General features: G+C 63.9%; 20 protein-coding genes. 19 read left to right on the top strand and 1 reads right to left on the bottom strand.

Features of this window, described 5'->3' with window-relative positions:
- The first annotated feature begins 40 nt into the window (after positions 1–40).
- From IPN92_17895 to IPN92_17875, 5 genes are read left to right on the top strand one after another with little or no spacing between them, the layout of a single operon-like run.
- Positions 41–1,225, top strand: a complete 1,185-nt coding sequence (locus tag IPN92_17895; protein MBK8640058.1) for a glycosyltransferase — start codon at positions 41–43, stop codon at positions 1,223–1,225.
- Between the two features lie 53 nt (positions 1,226–1,278).
- Positions 1,279–3,027 carry a carbamoyltransferase gene (locus IPN92_17890; protein ID MBK8640057.1) on the top strand — a complete coding sequence of 583 codons (1,749 nt, stop codon included), beginning with the start codon at positions 1,279–1,281 and terminating at the stop codon, positions 3,025–3,027.
- On the top strand, positions 3,024–3,926 hold the full coding sequence (locus tag IPN92_17885; GenBank protein MBK8640056.1) for a glycosyltransferase family 2 protein: 903 nt from the start codon (positions 3,024–3,026) through the stop codon (positions 3,924–3,926). Before IPN92_17890 ends, IPN92_17885 begins: the two co-directional genes overlap by 4 nt.
- Positions 3,923–4,768 carry a glycosyltransferase gene (locus IPN92_17880; protein MBK8640055.1) on the top strand — a complete coding sequence of 282 codons (846 nt, stop codon included), beginning with the start codon at positions 3,923–3,925 and terminating at the stop codon, positions 4,766–4,768. Before IPN92_17885 ends, IPN92_17880 begins: the two co-directional genes overlap by 4 nt.
- Positions 4,755–6,359 carry an O-antigen ligase family protein gene (locus IPN92_17875; protein MBK8640054.1) on the top strand — a complete coding sequence of 535 codons (1,605 nt, stop codon included), beginning with the start codon at positions 4,755–4,757 and terminating at the stop codon, positions 6,357–6,359. The genes IPN92_17880 and IPN92_17875 overlap by 14 nt, the downstream gene beginning before the upstream one ends.
- On the opposite strand, the gene IPN92_17870 is transcribed toward IPN92_17875, so the two are convergent.
- Positions 6,312–7,112 (bottom strand): protein-tyrosine-phosphatase, encoded by an 801-nt coding sequence (locus IPN92_17870; GenBank protein MBK8640053.1) that lies wholly within the window; start codon positions 7,110–7,112, stop codon positions 6,312–6,314. The two genes, IPN92_17875 and IPN92_17870, sit on opposite strands and share 48 nt — an antisense overlap.
- A 226-nt stretch (positions 7,113–7,338) precedes the next feature.
- Between IPN92_17870 and IPN92_17865 the strand changes: the two genes are divergently transcribed.
- The 14 genes from IPN92_17865 (at position 7,339) to IPN92_17800 (ending at position 23,383) form a co-directional block, all read left to right on the top strand.
- Positions 7,339–8,097, top strand: coding sequence for a hypothetical protein (locus tag IPN92_17865; GenBank protein ID MBK8640052.1), 759 nt, complete (start codon positions 7,339–7,341; stop codon positions 8,095–8,097).
- A 58-nt stretch (positions 8,098–8,155) separates the two neighbouring features.
- Positions 8,156–9,247, top strand: a complete 1,092-nt coding sequence (locus tag IPN92_17860; GenBank protein ID MBK8640051.1) for a polysaccharide biosynthesis/export family protein — start codon at positions 8,156–8,158, stop codon at positions 9,245–9,247.
- A gap of 18 nt (positions 9,248–9,265) precedes the next feature.
- On the top strand, positions 9,266–11,599 hold the full coding sequence (locus tag IPN92_17855; protein ID MBK8640050.1) for a polysaccharide biosynthesis tyrosine autokinase: 2,334 nt from the start codon (positions 9,266–9,268) through the stop codon (positions 11,597–11,599).
- Positions 11,600–11,623: 24 nt separating this feature from the next.
- Positions 11,624–12,964: a hypothetical protein gene (locus IPN92_17850; protein MBK8640049.1), complete on the top strand. Its 1,341-nt coding sequence runs from the start codon at positions 11,624–11,626 to the stop codon at positions 12,962–12,964.
- Entirely contained in the window at positions 12,961–13,596 is a 636-nt protein-coding gene (locus IPN92_17845; GenBank protein MBK8640048.1) for a J domain-containing protein, read from the top strand. Before IPN92_17850 ends, IPN92_17845 begins: the two co-directional genes overlap by 4 nt.
- A gap of 222 nt (positions 13,597–13,818) precedes the next feature.
- Positions 13,819–15,711: an asparagine synthase (glutamine-hydrolyzing) gene (gene asnB / locus IPN92_17840; GenBank protein MBK8640047.1), complete on the top strand. Its 1,893-nt coding sequence runs from the start codon at positions 13,819–13,821 to the stop codon at positions 15,709–15,711.
- Positions 15,712–15,717: 6 nt separating this feature from the next.
- Positions 15,718–16,806, top strand: a complete 1,089-nt coding sequence (locus tag IPN92_17835) for a glycosyltransferase family 4 protein (protein ID MBK8640046.1) — start codon at positions 15,718–15,720, stop codon at positions 16,804–16,806.
- The gene (locus IPN92_17830; GenBank protein ID MBK8640045.1) at positions 16,803–17,777 is read left to right on the top strand and encodes a GDP-mannose 4,6-dehydratase; all 975 of its coding nucleotides are present in this window, start codon (positions 16,803–16,805) and stop codon (positions 17,775–17,777) included. The genes IPN92_17835 and IPN92_17830 overlap by 4 nt, the downstream gene beginning before the upstream one ends.
- 46 nt (positions 17,778–17,823) lie before the next feature.
- A complete protein-coding gene (locus IPN92_17825) occupies positions 17,824–18,687 on the top strand; it encodes an ABC transporter permease (protein MBK8640044.1) in 864 nt (287 codons plus the stop codon).
- 62 nt (positions 18,688–18,749) lie between these two features.
- Positions 18,750–19,232, top strand: coding sequence for a transposase (locus IPN92_17820; protein ID MBK8640043.1), 483 nt, complete (start codon positions 18,750–18,752; stop codon positions 19,230–19,232).
- Between the two features lie 116 nt (positions 19,233–19,348).
- Positions 19,349–20,629 (top strand): ABC transporter ATP-binding protein, encoded by a 1,281-nt coding sequence (locus tag IPN92_17815; protein ID MBK8640042.1) that lies wholly within the window; start codon positions 19,349–19,351, stop codon positions 20,627–20,629.
- Positions 20,626–21,387, top strand: coding sequence for an FkbM family methyltransferase (locus IPN92_17810; GenBank protein ID MBK8640041.1), 762 nt, complete (start codon positions 20,626–20,628; stop codon positions 21,385–21,387). The genes IPN92_17815 and IPN92_17810 overlap by 4 nt, the downstream gene beginning before the upstream one ends.
- A 99-nt stretch (positions 21,388–21,486) precedes the next feature.
- The gene (locus tag IPN92_17805; GenBank protein ID MBK8640040.1) at positions 21,487–22,425 is read left to right on the top strand and encodes a glycosyltransferase family 2 protein; all 939 of its coding nucleotides are present in this window, start codon (positions 21,487–21,489) and stop codon (positions 22,423–22,425) included.
- Between the two features lie 289 nt (positions 22,426–22,714).
- On the top strand, positions 22,715–23,383 hold the full coding sequence (locus tag IPN92_17800; GenBank protein ID MBK8640039.1) for a class I SAM-dependent methyltransferase: 669 nt from the start codon (positions 22,715–22,717) through the stop codon (positions 23,381–23,383).
- Positions 23,384–23,387 lie beyond the last annotated feature (4 nt).

Genomic DNA, 23,387 nt, shown 5'->3' with positions numbered 1-23,387 from the left:
AGAACCGGATGCTTGACAGAGTGCAGGGGGGAGGGGCCTGATGGAGGAACCAAACTCCAGCCGGGTGTTTCATTGCATCCCCAGTCTCAACCCCCGGCACGGTGGCCCCTCGCGCACCCTGGTGGCCCTCACCGATGCCCTGGCGCGGTGCCCGCGTTTCGCAATCTGTCTCTTGGGCCAGGGCGCCCGGGAGGGGCCAATGACTCCATCGGCCGAGCCGCGAGTCACGCGGCGGGTCGTCACCAGCCGCTCCCGGTTGGCCTTGGCGCTGGGTCTGCCATTCCGGTGGGGGTTGCTGGGCGTGGGCTCTTCGGCACGGCCCGCCCTCATCCATAGCCATGGTGTCTGGCACCCGGTCAACCACTGGGCCGCGCGGGCTGCTCGCACCTGGGGCGTGCCGCTGATCATTCATCCGCGGGGCATGCTCGAGCCCTGGGCCCTGAGTCAGAAGCCATTGAAGAAGCGGCTGGCGCTGCGGCTGTTTCAGCGGCGGGATCTCGAAACGGCACGGGCCTTCGTTGCCACCGCCGTGATGGAATACGAGCATCTGCGCCGCCTCGGTTTGCATCAGCCGGTGGCGGTGATCCCGAACGGAGTGACCTTGCCGGCCATGACCCCCTTGTCGAGGGGGTCAGACCGTCGGCCGGGCAACCGCGAGCGTGTGGCGCTGTTTTTGTCGCGCCTGCATCCGAAGAAGGGCGTGCTGGACCTGGTGCGGGCCTGGAGCCAGTTGGCCCCGGTGGGCTGGCGGCTGCGCATCGCCGGGCCCGACGAGGGCGGGCATGGGGGCGAGGCGACGCGCCTGGTGGGGCAGTTAGGCCTGGAGGCCGTCATCGACTATGTTGGCCCGATGGAGGATGAGGCGAAGGCGGCGCTTTATCGCGAGGCGGATCTCTTCGTGCTGCCCACCTTCAGCGAGAATTTCGGCCTGGTCGTGGCCGAGGCCCTGGCCGCCGGGGTGCCGGTGATCACCACCCGCGGCGCCCCTTGGGCGGATCTGGAGACCCACGGCTGTGGCTGGTGGATCGAGACCGGGGTCCCCCCGCTGGTATTGGCCCTGCGTGAGGCCATGGCGCTGAGCGACGCCGAACGCCGGGCCATGGGCGAGCGCGGCCGAGCCTATGTGCGGCGTTTCGACTGGGAGGTGATCGCCGGGCAAACCCTGGACTTGTATCGGTGGCTGCTCGGCCAGGGTGACCGTCCCGACTGCGTCCAGCTCGACTGACTCGGGCTCCTTGCCCAGGCGATGTGCCTGTACCTGCTAACGGACCCTGCCCGATGAACGTCATCCTCGGTTTCAATGCCTTCCACGCCGACTCCGCCGCCTGCCTGGTGGTCGACGGTCAACTCGTCGGTGCGGTGGCGGAAGAGCGCCTGGGCGAGCGCCAAAAGCACAGCCCGGCCTTTCCCGCCCAGGCGATCCGCCGCCTGCTCGCGGACGCGGGTCTGCGGCTGGCGGACGTCACTCATGTCGCCCTGGCGCGGGACCCCAAGGCCAACCGGGCGGCCAAAATGGCCTATGTCGCCCAGCATCCCCTCAAGGCCGCCGGGGCCGTGATCGAGCATCTGAGGCGCAACCGGCGTACCCAGGGCACCCTGGAGCAGCTCGCCGAGGTCTGCGACGAGGACCCGGCCAGGGTCCGGTTCGAGACGGTCAGCGTCGAGCATCATCTGGCCCATATCGCCAGCGCCTATTATCTGTCGCCCTTCGAGGACCTGACGGCCGGCTTTTCGTACGACGCCTCCGGTGACTTTGCCAGTATGATGGCCGCCCGCTGCGAGGGGACCCGTATCGAGGTGCTTGACAGGGTCACCCTGCCGCACAGCCTGGGTTTCTTCTACACCGCCCTGTGCCAGTTCATCGGCTTCGATGAATTCGGCGAGGAATACAAGGTGATGGGTCTGGCGCCCTATGGCCAGGACCGCTACGGCGATCTGATGCGCGAGCTGGTGCGGCTGGATGACCGGCACTGGTATCGATTGGCACCTGATTACTTTGGGATGCACGCGGGGGGGGAGAGCGGGGCGGTTGATGAGACGCGGCGGATCCTGATGGGTCGCTTCTACACCGACCGCCTGTCCGAGGCGCTGGGCGCGCCCCGCCGGCGCGCCGATCCACTCACCCAGCGAGAGAAGGATATCGCCCGATCCACGCAGATCCGCTTCGAGGAGGCGGCCATGCACTGTCTGACGCGCCTTCAGTCGCGTGTCCCGACCAGGCGCCTGGCGATGGCGGGCGGCTGTGCACTGAATGGCGTGGCCAACGCCCGCATCCAGCGCGAAACGCCCTTCAAGGAGCATTATCTCCAGGCGGCGGCCTCGGACGACGGCACCTGCCTGGGCGCGGCTTTTTATTGCTGGCATACCGTCTTGGGTCGATCGGAACGCTTCCACATGCAGCATGCCTTCTGGGGGCCTGGCTACTCGGACGACCGCATCCGAACGGTGGCCGAGGCCAGCGGATTCGCGGTGCGTGTTTGTGCCGATGAGCCCGAGCTGGTGGAGGCGGCGGCGGGCCTGATCGCCGACGGGTTGGTTACCGGCTGGTACCAGGGCCGCGGTGAGTGGGGGCCGCGCGCCTTGGGCAACCGTTCCATCCTGGCCAATCCCGCCATCCCGACCATGAAGGACACCCTCAATGCCAAGATCAAGCGTCGCGAATCCTTCCGGCCCTTCGCGCCGAGCGTGCTGAAGGAAATGGTGCCGACCTATTTCGAGCAAAGGGTGGACAGCCCCTTCATGATGCACGTAGTCAAGATCCGCCACGAGTGGCGTGACCGCCTGCCGGCGGTGACCCATGTCGACGGCACCGGACGCCTGCAAACGGTTGACCGGGCCAGCAACCCTCTCTATTACCAGCTTATCGACGCCTTCCGGCGCAAGACCGGCGTGGGCATGGTGCTTAACACCAGTTTCAACGAGAACGAGCCCATCGTGGACACCCCCGAGCAGGCCCTGGACTGCTTCAAGCGCACGGATATGGATGCGCTTTGTTTGGGGCGGTATCTGTTGCTAAAATCCTCATGAGCATCTCCGTCCTGTTCCTGACCCTCAACGAAGCAGCCAATCTGCCGGCCTGCCTCGCCGCTGTCGCCTGGTCGGACGATGTGGTGGTCCTCGACTCCTTCAGCCAGGACGACACCGTCGCCGTGGCCGAGCGCTTGGGGGCGCGCGTCTATCAGCGGGCCTTCGATTCCTTCGCCGGACAGCGTAACCATGCCTTGGACCACATCGACTTCAAGCACGACTGGATCCTGCATTTGGATGCCGACGAGATCGTCACGCCCGCCTTGCGGGCCGAAATGCGGGGGGCCATCCAGACTGGGCTGGCCGATGCCTATCGCATCCCCTCCAAGATGATGTTCCGCGGACGCTGGCTGCGCTATTCGGGTCTTTACCCCAGTTATCAGGTCAGGCTTGGGTATCGCGAACGGTTCCGCTTCAAACAGGTTGGCCACGGCCAGCGCGAGGATTTGGCGCCAGGGCGTGTCGGTACCCTGGCCGAGCCCTATCTGCACTATTCCTTCTCCAAGGGCCTCACCGAGTGGTTTGAGAAGCACAACCGCTATGCCAGTGACGAGGCGAGCGAAACGGTGCGGCGGTTGGCTGGTGACTGGGATATCGATTGGGGCGGTTTGTGGTCGCGGGATCAGACCCGCTACCGTCGCACCCTGAAGGCCTTGTCCTACCGCTTGCCGTTTCGTCCTTCGCTGCGCTTTCTCTACATGTACCTGCTGCGCCGTGGCTTTCTGGATGGCCACGCGGGCCTGACCTATTGCCGGCTAATGGCCCTCTACGAGTATCTGATCGTGCTCAAGACGCAAGAGCTGCTGACCGGGCAGGGCTCTGCGGTTTACGAGCAGGTTACCAAAATGTGCCTGCCATTCCAGTGGATGGATAAGCGTCACGGCGGCAAGCACTCATGAAGATTTCCATCATCACCGCCACCCGGCAAGATGTCGATACCCTGCCAGACTGCCTGGCCTCGGTGGCAGGCCAGTCATACCCCGACCGCGAGCATATCGTCATCGTTGGCACCAGCACCGATGGCACCCTGGCAGTGTTGGAGGCCCATCGCCCCCAGTTCGCGGCGCTGGTGAGCGAACCTGACCAAGGCCTCTACGAGGCCCTGAACAAGGGCCTAGCGCTGGCGACCGGTGACGTGGTCGGCTTTCTGCACGCCGACGACCTCTTCGCCGACGCGAACGTGCTGACGCGCATCGCCGCCGCCTTTGCCACCCCTACCGATCAAGGGACCGTGGAGGCGGTCTATGGCGACCTGGTGTACGTGGCCAAGCAGAATACGGGCCGGGTGATTCGCTATTGGCGCGCGGGGGAATTCCAGCCGGCCCGGCTGCGCTGGGGCTGGATGCCGCCCCATCCGACCCTCTACCTGCGACGCTCGGTTCTTCAGCGCCATGGGGGGTTCGACCCGTGCTATCGGATCGCCGCGGACTATGACCTTATATTGCGCATGCTGGGTGGCGGAGGGGGCCGGCCGGAGGGGCAGGTGGTCTATCTGCCCCGGGTCCTGGTGCGCATGCGGGTGGGCGGGACCAGCAACCGCTCCTTGTCTAAAATCCTCCTCAAGTCCTGGGAGGATTACCGAGCATTGCGGGCCAATGGTATTGGCGGCTTCGGGGCCCTGGCCTGGAAGAACCTATCCAAACTCCCCCAGTTTTTCCATAACAAAGAAAAGGGGCTGAACAAAGAAAAGGGGGTTAGCAGCCTGTTCCCCGCGAGAGAGGGGAACGTTGGGGACCTGTGAGGAAAAGGGTACTGGCCCCTTTTTTTTCTGGGTACAGGTTGCCGTCATGGCTGGGGTGGCGGCGATGCTGATGCTGGTGATGGGCGGCGTTTACCCGGCTGTGCGCGGTGCCACCGGGGTGGCGATGGCCCTGCTGTTTTTCCTCACCTGGGCCTGGCGCATCGCTCGCGACGCCGTTCCCGATGACTGGGACTATGCCTGGCTCTGGGTCTGGCTCGCGGTATCCCTCTGGATCCTTTTGCAGTTGCTACCGCTGCCCCGGCAAATTTTCTTCTGGATCGGCGCCTATCCACCAGTCCTCCTCGATCTGTACCCGGAATTCCCGGTCACCCGGCTAACGCCCAACCTCGCCGCCACCATCGGCTACTGGGGGACATTCACGACCTACTGGGCCGCCGCCTACCTCACCGCGGGCCTGCCCCGCCGCCAGCTCGGCGTTCTGGTCGCGCTCCTCGTGTCCTTGATATCCGCCGAGGCCCTCTACGGCATCATTGCCCATATCAGTAGGTTCGAGACGGTCCTCGGCCTGTGGCCGGCACGCGACAATCACAGCGTGGTGGTTGGCACCTTCTGGAATCGCAATCACCTCGCCGGGCTGCTCGCCCTCGGCTGGCCCCTTGGCATCGCCTATCTCTTGTTCAGCGTCAAAACCTACCCCGATCGCATCCATGAGGTGCGTTATGCCCTCCTGGTACTGTTCTGCATTGTCATGGCCCTGGCGCTCTTCAACACCCTATCTCGCCTCGGCACCGCCGCCGGCCTTTTTGGACTCCTCGTGTTCGCGCTGTTCGCCCGCGCCAACCGGTCAGAGCGGGTATCTGGGCTAGAGCGATTCTGGCTCCTGCTCGCGGGACTGGTAGCGCTGGGTCTCGCCATCAGTTTTGGCCTGGTCCCCCTGCTGTTGCGTTACGCCCAGAGCATCGACGATACGGGCCGTCTCGCGGCCCTCGTCGCGCTTGCGGCCTTGCCCGCCAAGACCTGGCTGGCCGGGGCCGGGGCCGGGGCCTTCCAGGACGTTTTTAAGCTGGCGCAACCCGCCTCGATCATGGAATCCCTTGAGTATTTGCACAATGACTGGGTCCAGCTCCTGCTGGAGCTGGGTATCCTTGGCCTCGCGGGGGTCCTGGTGGTGCTGATCCCTTGGTGGCGCCGGGTCAGGCCTTCACGCCTCGATCGCCTGCGCGCCGGTGCCATGGGCGGGCTGGCCGCCATCGCCCTGCACAGCCTGGGCGATTTCAACCTGCAGATTCCTGGCACGGCCTTCGTGTTCTGGGTAACGCTCGGTGTCCTCACCAATCGCGCGCTTGAGCACGGGCCCCTTAAGAGGCGCAAAAAGAGGCGGCACTGGTCTGAGTCAGACGAGTCAGCACCCTTGCGGGCGGGGGTGCCCCTGCCCGCGACCGTGCAAGCAGCGGACAAACCCATCCCCATCCCCATCCCCATGGCCAGCCTGATTCCAGAGCCCAATCCCAGCCCAGTTCCAGGGCACGCGACTTCGCGTTTGATCCGCCTCGGTGAATTCGTCAACGCTTGCCCGGCCGCGTCAGCGAAGTCGGCCCAAGAACCGCGTCCACCACGTCCCCGCCGGTAACGCCACGGCCAGCCCCTCGCGCGGGAGATCAAGCAGCGGCTCACCGTCCAGCAGGCGCTGGGGATTGGTCAGCGTCAGGACCTCGGCCGCCGCGTCGCCGAGCCATGCCGCCACCGCGTCCCGTCCCTTGGCCAGCTTGTCGGGGCTGCGCCCGGTCGGGCGGTGCGCATCGGAGGCCATCAGATGCACCCAGCCCCTCTCCAGCCAGCGCCTGCACCCCCCCTGTATCTTGGCACCGAAGTCCCCGCTACAGCTTTGGGCGGTCAGTTGCACCTTACAGCCCAGCATCACCCAGTCACCGAGTCTTTCCGGGTTGTGGGCCAGCACGGCGTTGCGTTCGGGGTGGGCGATCACCGGCGTCACCCCCCGATACAGCAGTTGCTCCAGAACGATCTCGGCGCCCAGCGGTATCGTGGTCGTTGGCAGTTCCACCAGTACGGCCTGGCGCCGGTCGTTATAGGTGAGCGCGGTGGCCTGCTCGACCGCACCGGGCAGCTCAGGCACCAGGTGCAACTCCGCGCCAGGGTAGAGACTCAAGGGGATCCCCGCCTCGCCCAGGTCCTCCGCCAGACGGGCGACGGCCCGCCGGATTCGCCCCACCGGGTTGTCATAGACACCATTAAAATGGTGCGGCGTGCAGATAACCGCGGTGACGCCGGAGTCCACGGCGATCCGGGCCATTTTCAGAGCCGTCTCCAGGTTATGTGCGCCATCGTCGATCCCCGGCAGAAGGTGAATGTGGCAGTCGATCATGCGGCGGTGGCACCTCTGGCAGACCGGAGCCAGATCCCCAACGCCGTGGACCCCTTGCGACCACCGCCTCCCGTACCAAACCCCTGGCCAGGCCGTTGGGCAGTCACTTGGCCAGGCACGCCCGGCCAGGACCCGTCGGGGCGAAAGAGTGTGGACAAAATCAGGGTATTCCGTAGACTAAGAGACCACTCAGTTTAACCCAAACCCTAGTGGAGGCCCGATGCGCTTGCACCAACCACTGATCCTGCTCACGCTGCTTGGCGGGCTGATCAACCCCGTCCTTGCGGAGCTCGACGAGCGCATTGGCGACCTGACAGTGGCTCAGCCGACGGTTGTCAAGAGCCGCAACACCGAGATCAAGCTTCAGGACGGCGATAGCTATCTGGTGTTCCCCAACGACGACGTCAGGGTCCGCACTAGCCAGGACTGGAAAGATTGGTCCGTGCTGCAGATCCCGGAAGCCGGCACCATCCGCATCGCCTCCGATACCCATGTCCTCGTCCGTCGCCAGGGCGAGAACTATATCGTCGAAAGCCTCTACGGTCTGCTTTGCTACAGCTTCAGGGTTTGCGACAAGGACGCCTCCGATGGCGACTGCCACCGGGTCTTCTTGCGCTGGGACAGCCAGGAGTTCGAACTCACGGCCAAGACGGGGAGGGGGCGGGTCGCGGTCTCGGCGGACCGTGCAGAGGGCTATTTGTTGCAGCAGGGTGAAAACGGTGGCAGAAACCTGGTCACCGACCTTCCGGCGGCGGGGGTTTTACCGGTCGGTCATGCCATTGCCCGCTTGGTTGACGCCCAACTCGGCCCCGACGCGGCCTGGTGCGGTTGCCAGAGCGGCCTCTTCGCCATGCCAGTCAACCCCGGGGTCACCATTCCCCTTGTCGGCGCGGCCGCGGTGGCCGCGGGGGCCGCGATGGCCGCGGGGTCCTGGGGCCGGGGCGACGCGGAACCCTCGAGCCCCGTGGCCCCATCGCCCCAGTGACGGGGAAGACCATCCGGCAACGGGTTCCCTCCCGCGTGGCGGGTGAAGACTTGAGACCATGAGACAACAAACCCCAATCTCCTGGACCCACAACAGACGGGTCGCGTGGCGCGCCGTTATCTTCCCGGTCCTGGCCTTGCTGCTGGCCTCGCTCCAGGGCTGCGTCTCCCGGTCGATGCCGGAGTCCCAGACGGATCCCGCCGCCACACCCGCGGCATCGAGTCTCCAGAGCGCCCAGGCGCTGGCTGGCGAGGCCCGCATGGCCGAACTCAATCGCCAGCTCGCCACCCGGGCGAGCGCCAGCCCCATCGCGGACCGCACGGCCTTCGATTACCGCCTCGGGCCCGGAGACCTCATCAAGATCGAGGCCCCACAGGCCCCGGAGATCAATGGCCTCACCGCCCGCCTGTCAGGACCCGGCACCATCGCCCTGCCTCTGCTCGGCGAGGTGGCTCTGGGCGGGATGACTACCACCCAGGCGCAGCAGGCGGTGGTGGAGCGGCTCGCCAAATACATCCACCAACCTCAGGTTTCGGTCTCCATCGCTGAGTATACCTCACAAGAAATCACCGTCACCGGCGCGGTCGTGAAGCCGGGTGTTTACCCCATCCAGCGCCCACGCACCCTCATCGAAGTGCTCTCCCTGGCTGGTGGCCTCGCGAGCGGGGCGGGCTCGACCATCGACGTCCGCACCCAGGCGTCGGATCCCCGTACCGGGCAGTCCGCTCCCCAGCGTTTCATCATCGACATCAAGGAGCTTCTCAAGGACCCTAACTCCAACGGCCTGCTGGTACGCGGCGGAGACAGCATTTACGTCGCCCAAGCGGGGTACTACTTTGTTGACGGCGCCGTGGGAAGACCCGGTGCCTATCCGCTGCAGCCTGGTACCTCGGCCTACAAGGCCGCGACTATCGCCGGTGGCACTAAATGGGATGCCGTGTTGGACCAGGTCCGGGTGATCCGTACCGACGAAAGCGGGAACCCCGTCGAGAAGATTGTCGACATCGCGGCGGTGCGGGATCGGGGCGCGCCCGACATGCCGCTCCAGGAGGGCGACGTCGTCGTTGTGGACACCAATGCCGTCAAGTCCGGGTTCGTGACGCTCTGGGATAATACCTTCCGGGTGATTGCGTTGGGCGCTCTATTTTGACCTGCCAGGAGTGCTCAAGTGAGGCCCTTACCGCCCCCTAACGCCGGTGCCTCCGGGCGCTTTCCCGAGTTGCGGCAGGCCGAGCGCGCCATCGCCGGCGTTGAGCCGTCCTATTATCAGGAGCCCCCAAGCGACACGGGGCTCGATCTGCGCGAGTTGTGGCGGATTGTCGTCAAATATCGGTGGACCATCCTGCTCTTTGCCACGATCGTCGTCATTACGGTCGTCGCGGCGACCCTCATCCAGATCCCGGTCTATAGAGCCACCACGGTACTGGAGATTTCGCCCCAGCCGCCGAGTATGGTTCAGTTCCGCAACGTCAATACCGGCGCCGAAGATTGGTTCACCTTTCGCAAAACCCAGACCCAGATCATTCAGAGCCGGGCCGTCGCCGAGGCCGTGGTAAGGAGGCTGAATCTCGGCGACCATCCGGCCTTCAATGGTAAACTGCGCCAGCGCGATCTCGTGAGCGGGCTTCGCGACCTGGTGGCCAACCTGGCACGTCCCGTCCTTACCGGCCTGCGCCAACTGCTGCAAGGCACCCCGGAGGTTGCAAGTCCGGCCCCGACCGCGTCCGCCCCCCCTAAGGAAGATGGCGGCCAGGCCGGGGTCCGTGCCTTGGCCCAGGCTGTGCAGGGAAGTCTCGAGGTCACCACCTCCGATCTCTCCAATCTGGTTGAGGTCAGCTTCACGAGCCTGGACAGGCACATGGCCGCCCAGGTCGCGGACGCGATCGCTGAAGAATATCTGGTGCTGAGCAACGCCATGCGCTTCGAGCGGTCCACGGGAGCCGAGGCCTTCCTGCGCCGCGAGATCACCGACATGCAGGCCAAGCTCGAAACCTCCGAGAAGGACCTGAACGAGTTTGCCCGGCAGAACCAGGTCGTCGATACCGAGGATCGATCCAACATCATGGCGACGCGTTTGTCGGTGCTCAACAGCGATCTGACCAAGGTGAGGAGCGATCTCATCGCCGCCCAGTCACTGGCGCATCAGGTGGCCCAAACGGATGTGAACACCCTGCCGGCCGTGGTCCAGGACGAGCGGCTCAAGGAACTGAGGGCCAAGCTGTTCGAACTGCGCAGCGAATATGCGCGCCTGAGTCAGACTTACACCGATGAATACCCGCGGATGCAGGAGTTGAAACGCCAGATGGAAGAGGTTCGCCAGGGGCTCGAGGAGGCGCAGAGCAACCTGGTCAAGAGTCTGGAGGTCAATCTCGCCGGTCTCACCGATCGGGAGGCGCGCCTCACCCAGGCGGTCGAGGAGCAGAAGCAGGAACTGCTCGAGTTGCAGGATCGATCCATCCAATACCAGATCCTGAAACGCGAGTGGGAGACCAATCGCAGCCTCTATGTTGCCCTCCTGGAGCGCGTGAAAGAGGTCGGCGTAGTCGCGGGCATGGAGCGCGCCGTCGGCTCCGTAATCGACCGCGCCCTCGTCCCCACCGTCCCCTCCGGTCCCTACCTTCGCAACAACCTGATGAAGGCCCTGCTGTTCGGCCTCCTCGGTGGTGTCGGGCTGGCGTTCCTGCTCAATTTGCTCGACAACACCGTCCGCGACCCCGAGGACGTCGGGCGCCTGACCAGCCTGGCGAATCTTGGCGTGGTACCCAGCATCGATCTCAAGGGGCTGCCGGCGGGCACCTCCATCGAGTTGGTGTCCCATTCGCACCGCGACCACAGCCTGTCGGAGGCCTTCCGGTCGGTCCGCACCAGTCTCATGTTCTCGGCGGCGGGCGGCGCCCCCAAGCTGCTCATGGTCGCCAGTTCGGTACCGGGCGAGGGCAAATCCACCACCACGGTCAATCTGGGCATAGTCCTGGCCCATACCGGCGCATCGGTGTTGCTGGTGGATGCCGACCTGCGCAAACCCCGGCTGCATCGCGTCTTCAAGGTGCCGCGAGGGCCCGGCCTTACCGAACTGTTGGTGCAGGAAGGGATGGACAGCGTCTTTTATGCAACGGGTATCGATAATCTGACCCTCCTCACGGCGGGCACACCCCCGCCCAACCCAGCCGAGCTGCTGAGTTCATCGACGAGCAGCCACTTGTTCGAGGAATTGGCGCGGCGCTACGACTATGTGATTGTCGACTCCAGCCCTATCATGGGGCTGGCCGATCCCATCGCGCTCACCACCAAGGTCGGCGGCGTCCTGCTGGTCTCCGCCGCCGGCAAGGTCGGGCGCTCGGCCCTACGCGAGGCCGTCAAACGCCTGCGCGCCGTCGACGCCACCCTGCTCGGCTCCGTGCTCAACCGGGTCGAGCGTCACAGCAGCCAGTACGCCTACTACACCAGCTACTACTACAACTACGGCGCATCCGACAAACACGACCAGAGCAAGGCAGCCTGATCGCGGCGGGCGAGGCTAGCAGGGATGAACGCCGACCCTTCATCGTCCGCCGTGCTACCGCCCGCTCGCTCCTGGCTAATCCGTTTAGGGGCCTTGGCCGCGCTTACCGCGGCCTGCGCCCTCTGGTCCGCGGCGGCGCTCCATGGGGGCTGGGTTAAGCGGCTGGAGACGAGGGTCTGGGTGGCGCCCCTGCCCAGCCAGGTTTCACAAGAGCCTCCTCAGCCCCCCCATCTCCCCTGGAGCGGCGGGGAGGCCGCACGCGCCTGGGTGCGCCAACTCATGGTGACCGACCCCGACCCGCATCCCAAGGCCCTGGGGCTCCTGCGGGCGGGCCTGGGGGAACGCCCCCTGGACGCCCCCACCTGGCTTGATTGGGCAGAGCTGCGGCAGTCGGTTCGGGATCAGGACGGGGCCGCCCGCGCCATTGCCCTCGCCCGCGCCCTGTGGCCCGGCCGGCCACCCCTACTGCGCCGCGCGGCCTGGCTTCAGGTCGGGCTCGGCCCGCCGGAGCACGCCCTCGATGCCCTCATGCACTATTGGAGCGTCGCCCCCAGCGACTCGGCGCGCACCTTGTCCCTCGCCCGCCGCCTCAGCCCGACCGCCGGTGATCTGGTAGCCGCCGCTCACCAGGTCTGGCGGCAGGGGCCGAGCGAGCCCCTTGTCTATCAGCGCGAACTGCTGAACCAGGCGCGGCGGGCGCAAGACCTCGAGCTGGCCCAGAGTCTTTGGGACCGGTTGGACCCCGCTAGTCGCGCGCTGGAAGTCCTCCTCTTTCCCTACCTTCAGCTCTTGGCCGAGCAGGGGCACTACACCGCCGCGGAACGGGTCTGGAGCGATGCCCGGGGTGCCCCCCCCGGTGTCGTCAATGGGGGCTTCGAGGAGCCGCTGACACCGCTCGGCCCCGACTTCCAACCGGGCTGGGCCACCCCCGGCTGGCGCCACGCCAGCGGCGGCGAGGGCTTCCGCATCACCATCGATACCGAGCGGGTCTATGCGGGCCGTCACAGCCTGCGCATCGACTTCGCTGGCACCCATAACGTCAATCTCGGCCAGCCGACCCAGATCATGCGCGTGGCCCCCGGTGGACGCTATCGCCTCACCGGGCAGTGGGCGGCCGACGAACTCGGCACCCGCTCCGGCGTCTTCGTCGAACTCGCTACGGTCGATGCCCAGCCAGCGGCGCGAGTCCAAACCGAAGCCCGCCGCGGCAGTTGGGATTGGGCGCCTATCGATCTCCAGCTCGATGTCCCGGACACGGGTCTATTGCTGGTTCTGCGGGTGCGGCGCGCGGCCACCAATGCCATCGACCGCCACCTGGCGGGGACACTCTGGCTCGATGACTTCGCCCTCACCCGTCTGCCATGAACACGGACTGGCCGCATCAGATCGCCCTGGCCCTGCTCACCGGCCGTTCCGACCCGGTGGTGCTGGAGCACCTCGACCCGCTGCTGGTTTGGCTGGGGAACCCCGACAATCCCAGGGTTGCCGTGCTCGACGAGGCGATCAGGCGCTGCGGCCTCACCCGCGCCCTCTCCGGCGAACGCGGCTATGCCCTGCTCGACCAACTGCTTTTCGCCGGGCCGCCCGGTCACCCGGCACGCATCCTAGGCTTGGCCGAGGGCACCGACCCGGCGGCCGCCCGCCGGCGTTATCACCATCTCATCCATGCCTATCATCCCGACCGCCAACCCCAACGAGCGACGCAACTCAACGGCCGGCTGGAGGCCATCAACCTCGCCTATGCGGCCTTCACCCAGCGGCCCCACCACACCGCGGCCTCCCGCGACCCCGCCCAGCCGCTTCCCGTGCGCACCCGAGGGCCTGCCCGGCGCCATCGCCCTCGGCGTGCCCCGCGATCCTTGCCCTTCATCGGCGAACGTATCCGCCAGGCCCTCGGCAGTGCGGCCAGCTTCGAGCATCGCTTCTTCACGGGGCTGGTCCTGATCTGCGTCTTGATTCTCGCGGCCCTGTTCTTTCAGAGCGCGCCGCCTCCCTAGGTGGAAGGGCGTCGGGCCTGGTGGCTGGCGCATGGATACCGGTCCATTTGGGCCAAAAACCCATCCATACCCGACCAGTTGGACAGGGTAGGGCGGTAGCGTGCCATCCGACGGCCCCCTTGGAAGGGGTGCCAGGGCATGAGGACCAGTGGCGCCAGTCTGGTCCTTCCGCGACAAACACCTTCCCGCACACCCCTCACCCCCCACCGGTCATCCAACCCCATGTGCGGCATCGCCGGCCTCTACGCCTACCGCCCGACCGCCTCGGTGGACCGGGATGAACTACGCCGCATCCGCGACCAGATGCAGGCGCGCGGCCCGGACGGCCAGGGCGAGTGGTATTCCGACGACGGCCGCCTCGCCCTCGGTCATCGTCGCCTCTCGATCATCGACCTGTCCCCGCGCGGCGCCCAGCCCATGGTGAGTGCCGACGGCTGCCTGGTGGTCACCTTCAACGGCGAGATCTACAACTACCGCGCCCTCCGGCGGGACCTGGAGGCCAAGGGCCGCGTCTTCCGCTCCAACTCCGACACCGAGGTCCTGCTCCACCTCTACGCCGATAAGGGTGCGGCCATGGTCCACGACCTCCGCGGCATGTTCGCCTTTGCCCTGTGGGACGGCGCCCGGCGCAACCTGTTTCTCGCCCGCGATCCCTACGGCATCAAGCCCCTCTACTGGTCGGACGACGGCAACACCCTGCGCCTTGCCTCCCAGGTCAAGGCGCTCCTGGCTGGAGGTGCCATTGCCCGCGACCCCGATCCCGCCGGGATCGTCGGCTTCTACCTCTTTGGCAGCGTCCCCGAGCCCTACACCCGCTACCGCGCCATCCACGAACTGCCCGCCGGCAGCTACCTCCTCGCCGGCGAGCAGGGGGTGGCGGCGCCGGTGTGCTACTTCTCGGTGGCCGCCACCTTTGCCGCGGCCAGCAATGTCCCCACGGCCAACGACCCCATCGCCCTGGCGTCCGGCGTCCGCCAGGCCCTGGTCGACTCGGTCCGGCACCACCTGGTCGCGGACGTCCCCGTCGGCGCCTTCCTGTCGGCGGGGGTGGACTCCAGCACCCTCTTAGCCCTCATGGCCGAGCCGATGACGGAGCCGATGCCCGGGACCATGCCCCCCGCCGACAGCGCCGGACTCCCGGCGGACCGCCCGCGGCTGCAAACCATCACCCTCGCCTTCGAGGAATATCGCGGCACCCCCGACGATGAGTCGCCCCTCGCCGAGGCGATCGCCCGCCGCTACGGCACCGCCCATATCACGCGCGTCATTACCGAGCAGAGCTTCCAGGCCCACCTGCCCGCCGTGATCGACGCCATGGACCAGCCCAGCATCGACGGCATCAACACCTGGTTCGTCAGCCAGGCCGCCCGCGAGCAGGGGCTAAAGGTGGCCATCTCCGGCCTCGGCGGCGACGAACTGTTTGGCGGCTATCCCGCCTTCCGCGACATCCCCCGCTGGGTCGGCCGCTTCGCCCTCGTTGGCCGCATCCCCGGCCTCGGCCGCGCCCTGCGCCACCTGTTCACCGCCCTCGGCCCCTGGCTACCCGCCCTCAGCCCCAAGGCCGGCGGCCTCATCGAATACGGCGGCACCTACCCCGGGGCCTACCTCCTGCGCCGCGGGCTCTTCATGCCCTGGGAACTCCCGGCCCTCATTGGCGCGGACCTGGCCCATGAGGGCCTGACCCGGCTCCTGCCCCTCGACCACATCCAGGCGACCCTGCGGCCCGACCCCCAGACCCCCTTTGCCCGGGTTGCCGCCATGGAATCATCCCTCTACATGCGCAATCAACTGCTCCGCGATGCCGACTGGGCCGGCATGAGCCACTCCCTCGAGATCCGCCTGCCCCTGGTCGATGCCACCCTCCTGCGCACCCTCGCCGGGCTGCTCGGGACCGCGGCCCGACTCAACGGCAAGGCGCTCCTGGCCGCGAGCCCAACCCGGCCCCTTCCCCCGGCGATCCTCGCCCGCCCCAAGACCGGCTTCACCATCCCCACCGGCCGTTGGGTCGAACGCGCCGAGCGCCTGGGCGACTGGCGGCGCGTCCCTCTGCTCCGCCGCGACGGCTGCCACTGGTCACGCCGACTCGCCTACGTCCTCGGGACCACCTTGGGCTAGACGCGGATGCGGGTGCTTGCGTTGGTCACGGAGGCCTTTGGCGGCTTTGGTGGCATCTCGGTCTACAACCGGGACCTGCTCACCGCCCTGTGTGCGCTGCCTCATTGCACCGAGGTGGTCGCCCTGCCGCGCCTGCGGCCCGCGGAGCCGGAGCCGGAGCCACTCCCGCCGCGGCTGTCCTACGTCACGGAGTCGGTCGGCGGAAAGGCCCGCTATGTGATGGCGCTCCTGCGTCGATTCGTCTCGGACCGGGCCTTCGACCTGATCGTCTGCGGGCATATCAACCTGCTACCCTTGGCCTATCTTGCGCGGCGGATGACGGGAGCGCCAGTGCTCCTCATGATCTACGGGATCGACGCCTGGCAGCCGACCGCGAGTGGGTTGTCCAACCGCCTGGCCCGCCGGGTCGACCGGGTGGTGTCGATCAGCGATCATACCCGCCGTCGCTTCCTGAATTGGACTGGCTCGCAGGTGCGTCATGTCTACCTGCTGCCGAACGCGATCCACGCCGAGCGGTACGGAACCGGGCCGAAGGAGCCCGCGCTCCTGCGCCGTTACCGACTCGACGGCCGAACCGTGCTGCTCACGCTTGGTCGCCTCGATGCCGCCGAGCGGTACAAAGGCATCGACGAGATGCTGGAGGTCCTCCCCGCCCTCGCCGGGGAGATCCCTGGCCTCGCGTACCTCGTCGTCGGCGACGGCGATGATCGGCTCCGGCTGCAGCAAAAGGCCCAGGCGCTCGGTGTTTCCGATCGCGTCGTCTTTGCTGGCCGGATCGAGGAGGGGGAAAAGGCCGATCATTATCGATTGGCCGATGCCTTCGTCATGCCGGGTCGCGGCGAAGGGTTTGGCTTCGTCTTCCTCGAAGCCATGGCCTGTGGCGTGCCCGTCGTGGCCAGCACGCTCGACGGTAGCCGCGAGGCTGTGCGCGACGGCGCGCTCGGCCTGCTGGTCGACCCGGATGATCGCGATGCCCTGCGCAACGCCATCACCCAAGCCCTGCGCCGCCCCAAGGCCATCCCCCCGGGGCTCGACTACTTTTCATTCGAGCGCTTCACCGCGCGACTGAGCGAGATCGTCTCGGGATACCCATGACCACGGCACTCATCTGCGGCATCTCCGGGCAGGACGGGGCCTACCTGGCCAGGCTATTGCTCGACCAGGGGTATCGCGTCGTCGGGACCTCGCGCGACGCGCAGATGGCGGGCTTTGGGAATCTGCGGCGGCTCGGCATCCGCGACCGCGTGTCGGTCGAATCCATGGTGCTCACCGACTTCCGTAGTGTTCTCAGTGCGTTGACCCGGGTGCGCCCGGACGAGGTCTATAACCTGGCCGGTCAAAGCTCGGTCGGCCTCTCCTTCGAGCAACCCGTCGAGACCCTGGAAAGTATCACCCTCGGCACGCTCAACCTGCTCGAGGCCATCCGTTTCACCGGCCAGCCCATCCGACTCTATAATGCCGGATCGAGCGAGGGCTTCGGCCACACCGGAGGCCGGGCGGCCAACGAGGACACACCCCTCCATCCCCGCAGCCCCTATGCCGTGGCAAAGGCAGCCGCCTATTGGGAGGTCGCGAACTACCGCGAAGCCTATGGACTCTTCGCGTGTACTGGCATCCTGTTCAACCACGAATCCCCCTTACGCCCCGAGCGGTTCGTGACCCGCAAGATCATCGCAAGCGCCTGCCGCATCGCCGCGGGTAGCAAGGAGCAACTCTGCTTGGGCAACCTCGAGATCCGTCGGGACTGGGGATGGGCGCCCGAGTATGTCGACGCCATGTGGCGCATGCTCCAACAGGATCAGGCCGACGATTTCGTCATCGCCACGGGGCAGTCCCACAGCTTGCAGGAATTCGTCGACCACGCCTTCCGCACCTTCTCGCTCGACTGGCGCGACCACGTCGTGATCGACCGCACCCTCTTCCGCCCGGCGGAGATCATGGACAATCGGGGCGACGCCCGCAAAGCCCAGGACCGCCTCGGCTGGACCGCCCGTTGCGGCCTCATGGACATCGTCCGCCGCATGGCCGAGTCTGAGCAAAAAACGGGGTCAGTACCCTTTTCTTAAACCGAAAAGGGTACTGACCCCTTTTTTTAACTCCCACGCAGCAGACATGACACTTGATCGACCCAGCCCCGAGCCCGCATGGACACAGATCATCGAGCCCCACGGTCACCTCTTCGACCTCAAGCTCCGCGAACTCTGGCGCTATCGCGACCTCATCTACCTCTTCGTCCACCGCGACTTCGTCGCCCAATACAAACAGACCATCCTGGGTCCGGCCTGGCACTTCATCCAGCCCCTCTTCACTACCCTCATCTTCACTGTCGTCTTCGGCCACATCGCCCAAATCTCCACGGAAGGCACCCCCCCCTTCCTCTTCTACATGGCCGGCACCGTCGTCTGGACCTATTTCGCCAACGTCCTCACCGGGACCTCCAACACCTTCATCGGCAACGCCGGCATCTTCGGCAAGGTCTATTTCCCGCGCCTGGCCGTACCCGTGGCCAGCCTGCTCTCCAAACTCATCGCCTTCGCCATCCAGTTCTTTTTCTTCCTATGCTTCCTGGGTTTCTTCATCTGGCGCGGCGCCGACCTCAACCCCAACGTCTGGGTCCTGCTCACCCCCTTGCTGCTCATCCTGATGGCCGCTCTGGGCATGGGTCTCGGCGTCATCGTCTCGGCCCTCACCACCCGCTACCGCGACCTGACCGTCCTGGTGGGCTTCGGCGTGCAGCTTCTCATGTACGCCACCCCCATCATCTACCCCCTGTCCGCCCTGCCGGAACCCTACCGGGCCTGGATGGCTCTGAACCCCATTGCCCCCATCATGGAAGCCTTCCGCTTCGCCTACCTCGGCGCCGGCACCTTCAGCCTCGTCGGGCTCGCCTACAGCGCCGTCCTCATCAGCATCACCCTGCTGATCGGCATCCTGTTGTTCAACAAGGTCGAACGCACCTTCATGGACACGGTCTGACCGCCCCCGCCCGCGACTACCTGGCCAGCCGCAACCTGGTAGCCCGGCTCAACCTGCCCAACATGGCCTACGACCCCCAAGACAAGATTCTGGTGTACGCCCAGGCTATGCGCGGCCTCATTGAGCTGGAACCCCACCCCGAGCGGCGGCTCAAATACCTTGACTTCATCGACATCTATGCCGACCTGGACGACAATGAGCGCCAGCGTTACGCCCAACTTTACCCGCAAGAGGCCAGCACCATGACCGGATTTGCTCAGCGATTCATTGAAGAAGGCAAACAAGAAGGCAGACAAGAAGGCCGGCAAGAAGGCCGACAAGAAGGCCGACAAGAAGGCAGACAAGAAGGCAGACAAGAAGGTCTCGAGCAGGGCGTGCAACGCGGCGAAGCCCGCGTCCTCACCGCCCTGGTGCGGCTGCGTTTCGGGGAACTCCCCGACGCCATCCAAAAACGCATCGAATCCGCCGACGCCGACACCCTGCTGATCTGGTCCGAGCGGGTACTCACCGCCCAGACCCTCGACGAGGTTCTCAGCCAAGACTAGCGCCGCCAAACCCCACCAACGCCCCAGGCCCATCCCGACACGCAGCCTGAAGCACAAGGCATGGCGATGGCTCAACACTCAACGCAGACAAAGCCTTAACCTCACCTCCGCCATTCATGTCCGTCGTCATCCAAGTCGAACACCTCAGTAAATACTACCGTCTCGGCCTCATCGGCGGCGGCACTCTGCGCGAGGACGTCAACCGCTGGTGGGCCAAGCTCCGCGGCCAGCCCGATCCCCTGCTGCCGATCGGCGAAAGCGACCACGGCAACCGCAAGGATGGCCAGATCTGGGCCCTGCGCGACATCAACCTCGAGGTCAAGCAAGGCGAAATCCTCGGCATCATCGGCCGCAACGGCGCCGGCAAGAGCACCCTGCTCAAAATCCTCTCCCGCATCACCGCCCCCACCGAAGGCCGGGTTAAGATCAAAGGCCGCGTCGGCAGCCTGCTCGAAGTCGGCACCGGCTTCCACCCGGAGCTCACCGGCCGCGAAAACATCTACCTCAACGGCACCATCCTCGGCATGACCCGCCCGGAGGTCAGCCGGAAGCTCGACGAGATTGTTGAGTTCGCCGAGATGGCGCAGTTCATCGACACCCCGGTCAAGCGCTACTCCTCGGGGATGACGGTGCGGCTGGCGTTCGCGGTGGCCGCCCACCTGGAGCCAGAGATTCTCATCATCGATGAGGTGCTGGCGGTGGGCGATGCGGCATTCCAAAAGAAGTGCCTTGGAAAAATGGGAGACGTCGCCAATCAAGGGCGGACCATTCTGTTTGTAAGCCATCAAATGGCTTCAATCGAAAACTTGTGTACGCACTGTCTAGTGCTCAAAAACGGTCGAGTAGCCTTCAGCGGGCTGACAAAAAATGCGCTGGGGTTCTATCTTCAACTTATCAAGCCACTCACGGAAGATGGCAGCATACCGCGCGACATCAATCGTAGCGGTTCAGGTGATATCAGACTTACCGGCTTCAGGATCGAGGATGCAAAAGGTAATATTTGTCATGCCGTGGCGTCTGGCTCTAAACTCGTTTTAGCTTTCGACTATGAAGTGTTTTCCATTATGCCAGTTAAAGATGTCAGTATCGGCTTTTCAGTACATACAACCTTGGGTGATACCCTGGCCATCTTGTATAGTGATTACTCACACCATAAATTCTCGGAGTTGGTCGGAATCGGAACAATTAGGTGCTATGTTGATGACCTACCATTGTCTACCGGACGTTACCTCATAGGGGCGAGAATCCTGGGCGGTAGACGAGAACTTGATTGGCCGAAAGATCCCGTCGGGATCGTAGACGTAGAAGGAGGAGACTTTTATGGAACGGGATGCGTCCCCCATAGTGGTATTGGGCCCATCATGTTGCGCGGTGATTGGCGAGCTGTGGCAACATGAATAACTATCATCTGATTAGGTTTCTGGAACGAACTAGCGGAAGGATCTCGTCCGTTAAAGCTAGATTGCACACTGCACTCTACCCAAAGCAATATTTTATTTTCCCTCGGGCCTTATTAGAACATCACGAAATATCTTTTTCCCAAGAAGGGGAGGATGTGATTTTGTCGCGTCTTTTCGACGACAAAAAAGACCCTGGATTTTACGTTGATGTGGGTGCGCACCATCCGCAACGATTCTCGAATACCTATCGCTTCTACCTACGGGGTTGGTGGGGAATCAATATCGACCCATTTCCGGGATGTATGAAGGTTTTCAACGAACTAAGGCCTCGTGATATCAATCTTGAGTTCGCGATTTCTGACAACGATAGCGAATTAACTTACTATGAGTTTAATGAGTCTGCGCTGAATACTTTCTCAGAAAGCCTAGCACAGGAACGCGATGGGCTCAGATCTTATCGGCTCTTAAAACGAACTCAGATCAAAACGCGTCGATTATCTACCGTCCTTGGCGAAAATATAAACAACGAGCAGCGAATTGATTTTCTCAGCGTAGACGCGGAAGGACTCGACCTAAATGTTTTGCGTTCTAATAATTGGGATAGATACAGGCCAGTCGTTGTATTGGCCGAAGCCTTGCAAGCGAAAACGCTTGCCGACGCCGCCGATGATGCGGTGGTTACCTACATGAGTGACCAAGGCTACCAATTGATCAGTAAAGCTGTTAAAACGCTTATCTTTTGGGATACACGCTAAGCGTAAGAGATCTCAGGTCCAGTCTCTGTAGACTCGCGCTTCGATCTGCGCCGATGTTTCGACTGATCGATTTCTTTCGCGCAGTGCGAGGAATTAAGCATGATTGCAACAGCGATTGCCTACATCGTTTTTAATCGCCCGGAACATACACGAACAACCTTCGCTGCAATCCGCGCTGAACAGCCTGCGCTGCTTTTTATCATCGCGGACGGTCCGCGTCCGAATAATTCAGCGGACGCGGTACGCTGCGAGGAGGTGCGGCAAATCGTTGAAGAAGTGGACTGGCCGTGCGAGGTCAAACACAACTATGCCGATCGCAACCTCGGGTGTAAAGCGCGTGTCAGCAGCGGATTGGATTGGGTGTTCTCGCATGTCGACCAGGCGATCATTTTGGAGGATGACTGTCTGCCACATCCGGACTTCTTTGGCTTTTGTGATACGCTTCTCCATCGCTATGTCGATGACGAACGAGTGTGGGCGATCACGGGCGATAATTTCCAATCTGGGCAACGTCGCGGCAACGCGGCCTATTACTTCTCCAAGTATCCGCACTGCTGGGGCTGGGCGACGTGGCGCCGCGCCTGGCGGCACTATGACGGGGATCTGTCGTTCTGGCCAAGCTGGCGGCAAACGCAGGCATGGGCATGGAGCGCGCCCGACCTGGTTGAGCGTCGGTATTGGGAGGGCATCTTCGATCGTATGGCACGGAACGAGATCGACACTTGGGACTACCCTTGGACGGCGAGTGTGTGGTTTGGCGGAGGCTTGACGGCGACGCCCAATGTCAATCTGGTGTCGAACATCGGCTTTGGGCCGGACGCGACGCACACCGCGGCCGCTGTCCATCAGGATGGACTTCCGAGCGCGCGTCTCGGTCCGTTGACGCATCCAAAGCAAGTGCGCCAGAACCTGGCAGCAGACCGTTATGTCTTCGACCACCAGTTCGGCGGGTCGCGTCTGCGTCCGCAGCCGCGGTTGCACGCGATCGCACGGCGCATTTTGAAGAGGATCACGCTGGGTCTCCGTCTATCTCACTGATTGCCCAACTGGCATGAGCGGAGACCAGCGTACGCCTGGTTTAGAGGTTGCGTTCAAGCGAAGTGCGACTAAGTTTTCCTGTTTTCTTCGAGGGGCTGCCGTGGCTGATCCTCTATTTCTCTGTCCGGTTTGTAGCGCTTCATTGCGGCGGGTCTTCGACAAAAAGGTTCTCAACAAATACATTGTAGATTACTTCGAGTGCCCTGGGTGTGGGCTAGTCAAGACGGAGGATCCGTACTGGTTGTCGGAGGCATATTCATCCGCGATTGCCGATCTAGATACTGGATTAGTGCAGCGTAACATCCAGATGACGGAGTTGGCGGCACACGTCATCTCGGGAAACTTTGATCCAAGTGGGGTGTTCCTGGATTTCGCTGGCGGGTATGGATTGTTTGTGAGGCTAATGCGTGATAAGGGCTTCGATTTCTATTGGATGGATAGATACTGTACGAATCTTTTCGCTCGCTTCTTTTCGCATTCAGAAGCTAGGGGCTCTTATGACCTAATCACAGCGTTCGAGCTTTTCGAACATCTCAATGATCCATTAACACAGATTCGGGATATTACAAATTTTTCCGGCACGATTCTATTTACAACGCATATCCGCCCAAATGCGATAAGCGATGTGGAGGAATGGTGGTATTTGGTTCCGGAAACGGGACAGCACGTCACTTTTTATTCTTTGAATGCGCTCGAGTCGCTTGCCGAGAAACTTGGGATGAAGCTGTATTCGGATGGTCGCAATACCCATATCCTTTCAGTCAGGGATGACTTGGTTGTGTTTGCCGAGTCGCAAACATCGACGCCGAACCTGCTCAAGCGGGTTGCGAGCCGTCTAGGCCGGCGGCTGCTGGAACCCACGGAACGGCATAAAAATATCGGGCAGAGCTTGGTTTGGTTGGATCACGAGAAGATAAAGCAATCATTGCGTGAACGCGGCGATACCGATGAGTGCTGAGGGA

The sequence above is a fragment of the Chromatiaceae bacterium genome, from assembly GCA_016714645.1.
Classification (GTDB): Bacteria; Pseudomonadota; Gammaproteobacteria; order Chromatiales; family Chromatiaceae; genus M0108.
The sequence above is the reverse complement of the archived record's forward strand: the minus strand, read 5'-3'. Positions and strand labels throughout refer to the sequence as shown.